Origin of the sequence: Methanobrevibacter sp., from assembly GCF_045220775.1 — an archaeon.
Lineage (GTDB): Archaea > Methanobacteriota > Methanobacteria > Methanobacteriales > Methanobacteriaceae > Methanocatella.
This window is the reverse complement of the sequence record NZ_JBGUWC010000066.1, coordinates 17756-30846: the sequence shown is the minus strand read 5'-3', so window position 1 is coordinate 30846 and position 13091 is coordinate 17756. Positions and strand designations below refer to the sequence as shown.

Genomic DNA, 13091 nt, shown 5'->3' with positions numbered 1-13091 from the left:
CAGTTTGGACAGTATTTTACAGGGTGTTCTCCCTTTTCGACTAATCCCTTGTCATGCAAGGTTGTAATTTGCCATTCGATGAATTTTTTGTAGGTCGGGTCGATTGTCCTGAATTCCCTTCTCCAGTCAATTGAATAACCCATCTCTTCCATCACTTCATGATACTCTGTAGAGAAGTATTTTACGATAAATTCAGGGTCTTCCAACTTAGGCAAGGTTTCTTTAGGAACCCTATGAACCCTTTCGTATAAGTCAAGTGTCCATGGGTCTTTTCTTTTAATCCTGTCAGCTATTCCAATAACAGGCGCACCGGTAACGTGCCATGCCATTGGGAACAATACGTTGTAGCCTTCCATTCTTTTGAATCTTGCATAAACGTCAGGCACGGTATAGGTACGGCCGTGACCGATATGCATTGCACCACTAGGGTATGGGAAAGCTACGGTAAGGTATAACTTTTCTCTTTCATCGGGATTAGATTCAAATAACTTTGCATCTGCCCATTTTTTCTGCCATTTTTTCTCTATATTTTCGCTCACTAAATCACCCTTATAAGATTGTTTTTTGTGGACTTTCAGGAACTTTGCTTTTGTGTTTGTTCCTGATAATTTTATTAATAATCATATCAACATCATATTGTTGGATTTTTAAATCATCAGCAATTTTTTCTTTTTTCTCACCTTTTTCAGTGAGAAGGTAGAGAATTTTGTCAAGTAATTCATAAGACATTCCAATTTCATCTTCATCTGATTGATTACTCCATAAACCTGCACGGGGAGGCTTACTGATTATTTCCAGTGGAACATCTAAAAATTTGCTTAATTTATAAACATCGGTTTTGTATAAATCTCCGATTGGCTCCATATCGCATGCTCCATCCCCATGCTTTGTAAAGTAACCGATTAATATCTCACTTTTATTGCCTGTTCCGCAAACGAGGTAATTTCTCTGATTGGCATAATAATAAATGATAGACATTCTAATTCTAGCTTTAAGATTTCCCACCGCTAGATAATTCTCTTTGAGATCGGTTACAGACATATATTCCTTTAAAATACTGTCAATAGCTATTTCTTCATGTTGAATTCCTAAACGGTTAGCTATTGCAGTTCCATGAACTGTATCTTCGTTTGGTGTTGTATGGGATGGCATTATAATTCCAAATACATTTTCTTTTCCAACTGCTTCGCAGGAAAGATATGCTGCGAGGGTAGAATCAATTCCTCCACTCAAACCAATGACAATTCCATTGGTTTTAGATTCGGAAATCTTTGATCTTATGAAGTCAACAATATCTTCTTTTGTTTTTTCACAGTCTAATTCTGGAATTTCACTAATGTTTTCACCAACTTTATCATTTATACAGTAAATAGTTTGTAATTATTAATTAATAAATTATGTCGTGAAAAAGTGTTTGAAATTTCGTGAGGATTTATTGATTTTATGAAAATCTTAAATATTAAGATATACATAATATTAACATATGATTGCCACAATTATGTCTTTAATATTTTTTGTAATTATTGTTGCCACTTGTTGTTCTAGCGGTTTCAGTTAATCCAATAACACCACTGCTTCAAAAGGATTTTCTTATGATGAATTTTCTAATCAATCAGATTGTCTATTTTATTGAAAAGTTCCTGATAGTTTTCAAAAATATTCTTGAATTCATCATCATTTCTAGACATTAAATCCATCTTCAGTTGGGTATCGTCTTTAGAGATTTTCACCTGTTCGGATTCATAATCGTTATCAACAATTAATGATTTGATTTCATTATAGGTGTCTTCAGTTAAATTATGCCGTCTAGCATGGTTCAATATATCCATTGCATGAATAAGTCCATTGTCTGGTCTGTCAATACAGGAAGACAGTCTAATTTTACTAATCATATAATAAGGGGCTTCTATTTTGTCTCGACGAAGCACAATTGTAATCTTTGATATCACATGGTCATCGCTAGAATTTTCATTAATGAATTTAATCAACTGGAACTGTTTTATATTTGCATCATTGTTCATGAACGTCATGATGATATATTCTTTTTACAAATATTTAATATTTAAATTTTCATTGGTGTATATTTTTAAAAACTGAATGTTTTCTCTTAATTAAAGCATTAATATGAAAAATAGATGATTGCTGGAAACAACTAAGTTTATATACTAAAAAGAATTAAATAACATTTAGTTACTAAAAGTTTCTGTACTGATTTTCATAAGGTTACCACTTTTTCGTGGACAATTTATAGAATACTGTATTATCCTTATCAGTATTAAATATTACTTTTGTTTGAGCATTAATGAACAAATAGAAATTCATATGGTTACCTAAAAAAACTAAATAAAAATTATGGATTTGAGTAGAAATGATTCTCTACATTTAAACCTTTCTTTTTTTGGTCAATTAACATAAAGTTGTAATCTGTTTTTAAAATGATTTTTCTAATATTTCATGTTCAAGTAATTTTTAGAAGTAAATTACAATTTTTTTAGAAGTAAAAGTAAAAATATTTATATAATCAATACTAAATTATAAATTACCTTTTAGATGAGAGATGTAGAGATGAGAGATATGCTATTAAATGAATTGTTTGGTGAAAATGCAAGGATAAAAATATTGGAAGAGCTATTGACATATGTTGATTCATTTTTAACTGCTGAAGAAATATCTAGAATGGCGGATGTTTCATCAAAAACAGTTTATATTCACATGAATCAATTAGAAGAAATTGGTATTTTAGAAGTTGAAAAAAAAGGTGCTAAAAGGTTTAAATTAAACTCTAATGATGAAAGGGTATTAGCATTAGGATTAATTGAAGCAAATGAATTTTTAAGAAGATCAAATAAGCAGGAGTTATCTTTTGAAAGTAGCGAAGTTAATCCTGTTGATGTTAAAAAATATTCCAATTATGATGAAATTGAAATAATGATTGATGAAGCTCCAACTTTAGAATTTTCCATAACAGTTTAGGAAGTGTTACTATGAGTGAAGATAAAAAAGAATTAAACTTATTTATTCCGGAAGATTTGACAGAATATTACATTACAGGTGGAGCAATCGCTTCATCACCATTTGACATAAGACTAATTTTATTTAAAGATGAAATTGAAAAAAACAATGATATCTTAAATGGCCCTAATGTGGGCATGATTAGAACTGCAAAAACAGAGCTTACAATGTCTCCTGTTGTTGCAAAACAATTAAGGGATTTGCTTGATAAAGAATTGGAAAAATATGGGGATGAATAATTTTTTGATTATTTTGGAGGCATTATGATAAACATTGATGATGATCCAAAAGAGATAGTCAAGGAATTGTCCGAAACTGAGAAAAACATTTTATTTATTTTAGGCAAAATGAGAATTTCAGTTAACAAAAACGTTAATGAACATTCCCTAAAAAAGAAATTAAGCAATGAAGATTTGGAAAATTATAAAAAGGCATTTTCTAATTTGTGTAATAGTGGAATAATTGTCATGTATAGGCCTGGAAACTTTGGAGTTTCGAAGCAGGGTCGAAGAATAACTGATGAAATTGTTGAACAAAAAAGACAGAATAAATATGATGGTCTGAGGATTTTAATGCTTCAAGTTTAATTTTCCTGTCAATATATTAGTCTAACATAAATTAAATTATTATTTGCACCTAATTTCTCTTAAGACATAGTAAATAACATATTTAATAAGATATTAAGTATTTAAGCATATGAAGTAACATATTAATAATAAATGTATTTATTGTGATTAAAATGAAAGGAAAGGAAAAGTGTGATTTATTAAATGAACTCAGACAAAAAATTGCGGATGAAAATAATATTGATTTTCATATTGAAAAATGCACTTTTGAAGGTGAATGTTTAGGAACTTGCCCTAAATGTGAAGCAGAATTAGAATATCTTGAAAATGAACTAATTAAGAAACAAGAGGCAGGCGAAAAAATCAAATTAAAAAATATTTTTAAATTTGATGATGAAGAAAGTCTAATTGAAATTCCATTTGAGGATGTGCATTTGGTAAGAAAACCTTCAGATAATAATAGTATGGCTTTGGGACATTTGTTTGGAACAGACACTCCGAGTGGTGACCCTAGTCATTTTGTATTAAAAAGAAATGATAAATATGCATGATGTTAATGTTTCAAAAATTTCAAGATTAAGAATAAACTCTGAAGGAGATGGGATTTCAACATTGATTGGTTTTATGGGCTGTCCCTTAAGATGCGCTTATTGTTTTAATCCATTTACATGGGATGATTCCCTCAAACCTAAAAAATATTCTATTGATGAATTATATGATGAAGTGAAACTTGATAATCTTTATTTTCTTGCAACTGGGGGAGGTTTGGTTTTCGGTGGGGGAGAACCATTATTATACTCTGATTTTATAAAAGAATTCATAAAAAAATATGCCAAAACTGGTTGGAAGTTCACACTTGAAACTTCACTTAGTGTTAAAAAAGAATATCTAGAAAATATAATTCGCTGTATTGATTATTTTATAGTAGATACAAAAGATATGGATAAAACAAGATATGAACTATATACTAAAGGAGATTATAATCTATTTTTATCTAATTTAAAATATCTGCTTGAAACAGTTGGTTCAGATAAGATTAGAGTAAGAGTTCCTAAAATCCCTAAACTAAACACATATGCGAATGTCAGGTCAAATTATGAAATCCTTAAAAGTATGGGATTTAGTGAAATTGAAATTTTTGATTATATTGAAATCGACAAGCATGAAAAAATATCTGGAATAGCTTTAAAGAATAAACAGGACTTTATTGATGTTGTAAATAATAATTTTATTAAAGATTATATAATGACTGAAATTATTATTAAAATTGCTTCCTTACTTGATTTCCATATTAAAAATTTTCCTGAAGAATTGTGGAAAGATATAGAATTCATATTTGAATATGATTCAAGTTATGAAGAAGATTTATACAGTTTAAAAGAGTTGATTGTTTCCAAATTACGAGAATGTTACGATTATTTAGGTTTAGAATATAGTTTTTATGTTATTTTAAAACCATTTGATTATTTAAAAACTTCTTCAGATGTTGATTTTGATGAAAAGATAAATTTTTTCATTGGTTTGAAAGAAAAAGATAAAAAAGAATTCCTATTAAAATCATGGGAAGAAAACAAGTATGATTATTTAAAATTTAAAGATTATTGTCATAAAACAGGTCAATTAGGAGAATATTATGCTAATTACACATATAAACCAGATGTAAAATACATTTTATCAAGGTCTTACGATATAGATCAAGTGGAATTTAGGATTTATCTTAATCTTTCTGGAAAAAAGTACAATATTGTCGAATATGATGATGCAACCCATGTTTTAGTTCAAAAATTTGATAATATGATGGAATTAATCTACCAAGAAATTTATTCTTTAAAACATTAATGGTATTTGTTTTATGCAATATCCTTTTTAAATTAAATATAAACTCAAATTTAATGTAATTTTACAAATTAAACTCCTAAAATTCTTTAACAAATTTTTCAAATTCACAGATTATCCAATAAATTTCCTCACCATAATAATTTAATTAATGGTTAATTAATTGTATGTTTAATTATAATAAACTTAAAGATTGGAATATCACTATTAATAACTAACTTTATATACTATAAAACATTAAATATCATTTAGTAACCAAAAGTAAGATTAATTAAAATCATATACTTTTTACACTCATAAGTGGAAAAATTTCATGAAAAAGAGTGGTAAGTACACGAAAATCCGAGTACACACTAAAAGTAAGTTTATTAAGGAGGTAATCATTTGGCATTTAAAGATTATTTTAAGTTTAATAAAGATAAAACAACATTCATATTCGTAGGCGGAAAAGGAGGTGTTGGAAAAACTTCCATATCATCTGCTACTGCATTATGGTTAGCCGAACAAGGCAAAAAAACATTGATTGTATCAACCGACCCTGCACACTCTTTAGCAGATTCCCTTGAAGTGCCTATCGGAAGCTATCCTCGTGAAATCAAAACCAACTTATTCGCCGTTGAGATTGACCCTGATGAAGCGATGGCTCAAAAACAGGCACAACTGGAAGCTCAAAAACTGGCAAATCCTGATGATGAAGGAGGATTATTCGGTCTGGATTTCTTATCAGACCAATTAGATATGGCATCATCCTCTCCAGGTGCTGATGAGGCGGCCGCTTTTGAAATGTTCATGGGTGTAATGAATTCCGATGAATATGACGTTGTAGTATTTGATACCGCACCGACCGGACACACATTAAGATTATTGTCCTTCCCGGAAGTAATGGATTCCTGGGTAGGCAAGTTAATGTTGGCAAAAGCCAAATTGGGTGCTGCTACAAATGCTTTAAAGAAAATCATGCCATTTATGGATGCGGTTGATGATCCTCAAACTTCTGAAGAACTGCAAAGGACCAAAGAGCAAATCGACAAGGCAAAAGAAGTCTTGTCTGATCCGGACAGAACCACATTCAAGATGGTCGTAATTCCGGAGGAAATGTCAATTTATGAGTCCGAAAGAGCTCTAGAAGCATTAAGCAAATATGACATCACTGTTGATAGCGTTATTGTAAATCAGGTAATGCCGGATATTACTGATTGTGATTTCTGCCACTCAAGGCACAAATTGCAGCAAAAACGTTTGGCCTTGATTGACCAAAAGTTCCCGGACCAGCATATCGCTGAAGTTCCATTGTTCAAGGATGAAGTCAAAGGTCAGGAAAAGCTATTGAAATTGGCTCACATCCTATATGATGGTGAAGACAACGATGAAGTTGCCCAAGAAGCTATTCAATTATAAAAATAAAAAATAAGTTAAAATAATTAGTTATTTTAACTTTTAATCTTCTTTTTTTAAATACCATTGACAAAATGGGATAAATATTATTAGAAATAATACAATCCAGGTTATAGAAAGGTTTTGCATTGTTATCAGTTCATATGTTAATAGTATTATGAACATTATATCCAATGCTTGTATTAATGGGTGTTGTTTCCTAAATTTATCGATGATTTTCATTTTAACCCCCTTTCCAACTTTCATCCCAATATTTTGAAGGCATACTAAATGGAGTCCAGTAGTCCTCACAGAAGTATTGATATGTTTCTGACTTGGTTAATTGTTTTGTTTTTCCATTGCTGATGTATGTTGCGTTATTCCTGTCCAATGTCAGGTCATCTTTGATTTTAACTTCGATATAGTCGTATCCCCCATTTTCATTGGGAATATTATAAACCTTTTTTGACTGCAGATATCCGGGTCTGGTAAATGTAATCTTATCCATTGTTTCATGCCAATTCTTTTCATCTACAAGTCCATCCCTATAGATTGTCCCGGCACCTTGCACAACAACCATTGCTGTGAACAATCCAAAGCTTGCTTGCGATGCGCCTTCCAGTGTTTTACCAAGCAGGAAAGTAATTCCTTTATAGAGCATAAGGTTAAATGGGTGGATGTTGTTTAATCTGTCTGTAATTTTGTACACTCCTGGTGAAAGCAGACTGAATGTTTGTTTAATTCCTTTAATCACGTCCTGAGGGATTATTCCAACACCGCAACAATCCTTTGTTGTGGAAATGCTTGATCCTTTATACACGGAATTTTCATCAACAAGAATCACGCTTGCCACTCCATTTGTACAATTTAAGATTATTGCGGATGTGTTTTCCTGTCCAAATAGGTATAACAAATCTCCTAACTGGGCAATGCTGAAGCTATTTTTAGAAATCGCCGTAAATATGCTATCTAAAGAATCAATGCTATTGCCTCCATACCTTTCCGCAATTGGCATTAGGACGTAATCTTCGATGTATGGCAAGTATAGGGAATTTAATAATCTGAATAAAACAGTGTTCTTATCAGTTCCTTTAACATCCATTCCCATATCAGCATTTAAAATATTCAGATATGTGTTTTCAAGGTTTATTCCTCCAAGTATTGTTGTTGCATTATTTCTTTGCCATTTGACATTGAATTCATTTGAATACTTATTTGCCAGTTCATCGGCAATCCAGACGCATTCGAGTGAAGCCAAATGCATTCCATAAACATTCATGACTCCAAACCTGTTTAAATAATCGGAACTTTTCGATACCCATTTTTCTAGAATGTCTTTAGTTATTTTTTCATTTATTATACTGTAAGACTGTAGAACTTCAAAACCCATTGCATTCCTATAGTTTTCACTGAGGCCATAGCTTATCGTTTCGGTTCTTTCAAGTTCCTCTTTACCATTGACTGTAAATATGGTTTTAATGTCCTCTTTTGAAGGGTATCCTACAATATAATTTCCAAAATAGCTGAATGTTACAGCCTTGCCTGTATTTGCAAATTTTATGGATGCTGTGTCATGATGTGTTATCTCATCATAGCTTTTGTAGTTAAAGTCATAGATTGTCTTTCCATAAAATTTGGATAAGCTATATTTCAGACCCAATTCATCATAGCTTAGTGTCTGAAAGCCGATTTTGGCGGTTATCTTGTCATTTTCCATATATGTGAGTATTTCTGATGAATCCAGTCCTTTGCTTGCATAAAATCCGAACAATGCAGTATTGTCTTTGGTCACGCTTCGATAATCGATTTGAGTGTATCCATTTACTCTAGAGATGATTATTCCGTTGCCTTTTAATTTGCTCTTATCGATATCAGTCTTTATTCCACTTCCATCTAATGGTATTAGATGGCTTTTATATCCGATTACTGTGGAATCGATGCCATCGATTTTAATTGTTGAAAACCTGTAAACGTTTGATCCGATTTGAATGGTAAACACTTCATTTTTAGGCATTTTTATAATTCCATTATATCCTGTTTTTAGGGAATATGCGGAATTATCATATACATAGTTTGTTGTAACGTTAACATAATTCGGTATTAATGTTGTATGTATGTATTCGCTTGGAATCACCACTTTATTGATGGTTATTTTATTGCTATTCTTAAGTCCGCTGTATTCTGTGGTTATGGTGTATTTGCCCGCTTCCAGATTGATATTCAGAGTTGCAATTCCATTTTTGTTTGTGGTTTTGGTATAGGTTTTACCATCAACTTTCAGTGTTACCTTCTTATTGGATGATGCTTTTCCATTGCTGTCCAGGACTTTTACGTTAAATTTGCCTGTGTTCCCTTCATTGATTGTCAAGTCTTTTGTTTCAATCAATGATTTTATCGTAATGGTTTTTGCAATGCTTTCCGAAGATTTGGAATTTACTGATGAAATGCTATACTTTCCGGGCTTTAGGTTTATGGATAGTTTTGCAACACCTTTGGAATTTGTTTTGACAGAATATGTTTTGCTGTTCACTATGAATTTAACCTTAGTATTTTTCAGCAGATTTCCCTTTTGATTATAAAATGTTGAAGAATATTTGGCCGTATTCTTATAGTATTTTGTAAAATCGCTGCATTTTATTGTGCTTTTAACCGTAACTGTACTTTTAACTGAGGCGCTGTCATATTTTTTGGTTCCCGCAAACTTTGTTAAAACTGAATAGCTTCCGCTTTTTAGACTTATGCCGAGGGATGCAATGCCTTTGCTGTCAGTCTGTTTTTCATAGCTTTTTCCATTAATGGTAATGCTTACTTTTGCTTTTGATATCGCTTTTTTATTCTTGTCTTTTACTGTTACTTTGAATTTGCTTCCGTCTTTATAATACATTTTTAAATTGGGGGCGGTTAATGTAACCTTTTCTTTCTTGACCGTGGCCTTTTTAGTTGAAGTTGTTTTTTTGGATGCAGCTCCCAATTTTTCAATTTCGACATTGCTTGCTTCAAGCTTTTCTTCGATGTTTTCTGCACTTAGTTTACATAAATCCTGATTGGGGTCAGGTTGTTGGATACTTGTTATTGTCTCATTTTCAAAATCTGCAGCTGATACTGCACCAATCAAAAAAAGGAATAAGAAAATGAAACATATGGTGTTTATTTTCATGTTCATTATATCTACCTTTAAAGTCAATTTTCAATAAATCAACGATTAAAGTATGATATCTCGAACATATAAACTTTGATTTTAAAAATAAATAGTAAATGATTTTTAAAATGAATTTTAGGGATAAATTGTTCTATTTGATTACCATAATACACATATAGGTAAATTCGCTTTGGGCAATCTCCTTTAATGTGGCGTCGACAATTCTTTCATCCGGGTAACTTAGCCTTTCACAGACTGTAACTTCCCGGTCCTCTTCAACTCCATTGTCGAGCAAAAACTGTGCCATGTCTTTTACTTTTCTTGAAGGAAGTGCTATTGTGGTTTTTCCGTTGTTTATGACTGGCAGGATATCTTCGATGTTTTCCCTTCCGTGGAAGGTCATCACATTGGCATTGTCCCATTGGATATGGCATCTTGCAGCGGCAAGCTGAAGTGAACTGATTCCCGGAATCACTTCGATGTTTTCCTTATCGAATCCTTTCTCGCCTGAGATTCTCAAAACTGTATTTAATACTCCTGAAAAGCCTGGATCTCCTGTGGATAGTATTGATACGGTGTTTCCATCGCAAGCCAACTGCACTCCCTCTTCAAGCTTGTCAAGCAATTCTTTCACATTGAAGGCAATCTTGTTTTGAACGTCGTCAAACAGTTCGATTGCACGGGTACTTCCAACAGTGTAATCGCTCATCTTAACGGTATCAACCGCTTTTTTGGTTAGGTATTCGCTTGCTCCGGGTCCAATTCCGATAATATAAATTTTTCCAGTCATTTCAATCATCAATTTCCACTATTTCTTTAAATTCTCTCATAGGACAAGCAATATCACTATCCCTAATAATACTTTGGTGATTTAATTATAAATGTTTTAGTAAAGTGATTTAAGAGTCTAGATTTTCTATTTCTTTTTTCAAGAAGTTATATATTGATGAAGCACCAATTAAATCTCCTGGATTTCCCCATTCGGACGGATATAAAATAAATGGTTTGGTTTGATTTCCTCCTAGGCCCCCGTGGCTGCCGATTAGTTCTTCAAATGCGCATACTTCATTCAATTTTTCATCATAAAAGCTGTTTACTAAAATATCAGGCATATTTTCAAAGGAGTTCTGTCTTTTGAGGTGTTTTGAAGCGTTTTCACCAAAACCGTTAAGGGGGTTTTCACCGACAACCCTGTCATTATCCAGATAGTAGATTCCCTTCTGGCCAATGACCATTCCACCGTTTTGGATAGAATTTACTAAGATAAATCCGATTCCAGGGTGCTTTACAAGGCCAGGAATCAAATCAGGAAACAGCATTACTATTTCTTCATAGCTCAGGCGTTCAGTCCATTGGGTTAAATAAATCAGACCCAGATTTCCTGAACCCAAAACTATCAGTTCGGATTTTTCAGCCTTTTTTGTGCTGTGTTCAATGCTTTCATGTCCAGTAATGTACTCTAGGCTGTTTGAGTATCTTTTCCTCAGATTTGTGTATTGTTCGTTTTTAAAGATTATTGATGGTTTTTTATTGTTGATTCTTTCCCTGATGCTTTGTATTGATTCATTTTCTTCAAACAGGTCATCACGAACATTCCCGACTTTTTGCTTGATTGTTTTTAACTTCTTGTTTTCAGGTATGACTGCATCTCTAAAGTGGTCAATGTTATATTCGGTTTTAAACACTTTCAAGTCATCCGGAAGCAATCTTCTAACATAGTTTCCTAAGCTTATTCCATATCTTTGCTTGAATGTTGCTCCATTGCTTTGTCCATGATCTGATAGGAGCACTAATTTATAGTCCCTGTCACTCATTTCAACGGCTGAAGTCAATCTTTGGATTTGCAGGTCGATTTGTTTTAATACACCCCAAACGTCATCGTCTTCCACTCCGGAGTGATGCGCCACTTCATCGTATCCCATATAAGTTGCATATGCTGTGTCGATATTTCCGGCTAGTATTTCGCCTGTCAGGATTTCAGTAGTGACTTCCCGCAATACCACATTAGCTCCAGCCCTGACGGCAGCATATACTGCAGTGCGCCTTAGTCTAGGCCGGATATTTTTTAGGATATGCATTATCTGTGATGTAAATTCAATTAGAATGTCCCATAAAAAGAGGACAAATATTCTTGGGAAATTGTAGGCATCCAAAAATATTGTATCAAGGGACTTGTCATACAGCCTTTTAAGGCCGGTTAGCTTGGATGAAGTTAAGGTGAAATACTCGCTATCGCCTGAAAACATGTTTGCAACACTTATTCCATTCACGAGCAGTCCCTTACCGTTGCTTATTTTTTTCTCGATTTCAGGCGTATCGCTCAACTTTCCCGAAACCACTATCCTATTGTCGTTTTCTTTCTCAACCCATCTGTAGGCCACGATATTCTTATTGTTTCCATGCAGTATTCCGGCTTGGCTTGCTCCGGTCTGTGAAGACAGATCAGTTTCCCACTGCTTTAATGTATGGGTATTTTCATCCATCCAGCTTTTGACCGTCGGCATCATGCCTTTATCAATAGCCTTTTTCAGGGTATTTATTGACAAACCATCGATTTCAAGCATTATCACTCCTGAATACCTTTTTTTATATGGTGTTTTTTGCTGCAAAGCGTATTTTAAAATGTTTTTGATGTATATATCATAGTAATTTGTGTTAGTGATGTTTGTCATGAATGTTGTAGCTATTGCCATCATTATCGGAACAATGAAAAATCCATAAATCCCAACTTGGACTCCAGGAACAAAATAAGCGACAATATAGAATATGATTGCATTTATAAGCAGTGCGCCAAGGCCAACTGTCACAATGATGAATTTCATCAAAAATCTTCTGAAGATGGGCCACAATATGGAGTTTGCAATATTGACTGCTATGACGATGATTATAGCATTGTACCAGTAGCCCAATGTAAAATCCGCACCGATATAATCTACGAACATGATGGCAATCACATTGGCCAACATTATCAAGATAGTTGTAATAACCGTTTTTATTGTGGATATAGTGCTGTTTTTGTTCATTCTATCTTTTTCATTGTTTTAGGATTAATCATTATATATTTTGAATTTGCTTTAAAAGTTATATGCATATTGTATTATGCTTCCAACCTTATATTACTCATGAAACTATTTATAATTTTAACAACAAACATTTAGATGATA

13 protein-coding genes are annotated in these 13091 nt (G+C 32.7%); 6 read left to right on the top strand and 7 right to left on the bottom strand.

The window, feature by feature from the left end:
• The 3 genes from ACJROP_RS03875 to ACJROP_RS03865 all read right to left on the bottom strand — a co-directional run.
• Positions 1–539, bottom strand: a 539-nt coding sequence (locus ACJROP_RS03875) for a class I tRNA ligase family protein (RefSeq protein WP_406534174.1), incomplete at its 3' end; no start/stop codon positions are given.
• Between the two features lie 10 nt (positions 540–549).
• Positions 550–1338 carry an NAD+ synthase gene (locus ACJROP_RS03870; RefSeq protein ID WP_406534179.1) on the bottom strand — a complete coding sequence of 263 codons (789 nt, stop codon included), beginning with the start codon at positions 1336–1338 and terminating at the stop codon, positions 550–552.
• 266 nt (positions 1339–1604) lie between these two features.
• Positions 1605–2030 carry a hypothetical protein gene (locus ACJROP_RS03865; protein WP_406534173.1) on the bottom strand — a complete coding sequence of 142 codons (426 nt, stop codon included), beginning with the start codon at positions 2028–2030 and terminating at the stop codon, positions 1605–1607.
• Positions 2031–2565: 535 nt separating this feature from the next.
• Between ACJROP_RS03865 and ACJROP_RS03860 the strand changes: the two genes are divergently transcribed.
• From ACJROP_RS03860 to ACJROP_RS03835, 6 genes are all read left to right on the top strand, one after another.
• A complete protein-coding gene (locus tag ACJROP_RS03860; protein ID WP_406534172.1) occupies positions 2566–2973 on the top strand; it encodes a winged helix-turn-helix domain-containing protein in 408 nt (135 codons plus the stop codon).
• An 11-nt stretch (positions 2974–2984) separates the two neighbouring features.
• Positions 2985–3251 (top strand): hypothetical protein, encoded by a 267-nt coding sequence (locus tag ACJROP_RS03855; RefSeq protein WP_406534171.1) that lies wholly within the window; start codon positions 2985–2987, stop codon positions 3249–3251.
• 24 nt (positions 3252–3275) lie between these two features.
• Entirely contained in the window at positions 3276–3599 is a 324-nt protein-coding gene (locus ACJROP_RS03850) for a hypothetical protein (protein WP_406534170.1), read from the top strand.
• A 152-nt stretch (positions 3600–3751) separates the two neighbouring features.
• Positions 3752–4129, top strand: coding sequence for a hypothetical protein (locus ACJROP_RS03845; protein ID WP_406534169.1), 378 nt, complete (start codon positions 3752–3754; stop codon positions 4127–4129).
• Entirely contained in the window at positions 4122–5417 is a 1296-nt protein-coding gene (locus ACJROP_RS03840) for a radical SAM protein (RefSeq protein WP_406534168.1), read from the top strand. Before ACJROP_RS03845 ends, ACJROP_RS03840 begins: the two co-directional genes overlap by 8 nt.
• Before the next feature lie 381 nt (positions 5418–5798).
• Positions 5799–6812, top strand: coding sequence for an ArsA family ATPase (locus tag ACJROP_RS03835; protein ID WP_406534167.1), 1014 nt, complete (start codon positions 5799–5801; stop codon positions 6810–6812).
• Between the two features lie 39 nt (positions 6813–6851).
• On the opposite strand, the gene ACJROP_RS03830 is transcribed toward ACJROP_RS03835, so the two are convergent.
• From ACJROP_RS03830 to ACJROP_RS03815, 4 genes are all read right to left on the bottom strand, one after another.
• Positions 6852–7031: a hypothetical protein gene (locus tag ACJROP_RS03830; protein WP_406534166.1), complete on the bottom strand. Its 180-nt coding sequence runs from the start codon at positions 7029–7031 to the stop codon at positions 6852–6854.
• A 1-nt stretch (position 7032) separates the two neighbouring features.
• The gene (locus ACJROP_RS03825; RefSeq protein ID WP_406534165.1) at positions 7033–9951 is read right to left on the bottom strand and encodes a hypothetical protein; all 2919 of its coding nucleotides are present in this window, start codon (positions 9949–9951) and stop codon (positions 7033–7035) included.
• A gap of 127 nt (positions 9952–10078) precedes the next feature.
• Positions 10079–10717: a cobalt-precorrin-7 (C(5))-methyltransferase gene (locus ACJROP_RS03820; protein WP_406534178.1), complete on the bottom strand. Its 639-nt coding sequence runs from the start codon at positions 10715–10717 to the stop codon at positions 10079–10081.
• A gap of 109 nt (positions 10718–10826) precedes the next feature.
• Positions 10827–12950: an alkaline phosphatase family protein gene (locus ACJROP_RS03815; protein WP_406534164.1), complete on the bottom strand. Its 2124-nt coding sequence runs from the start codon at positions 12948–12950 to the stop codon at positions 10827–10829.
• Positions 12951–13091: the final 141 nt, after the last annotated feature.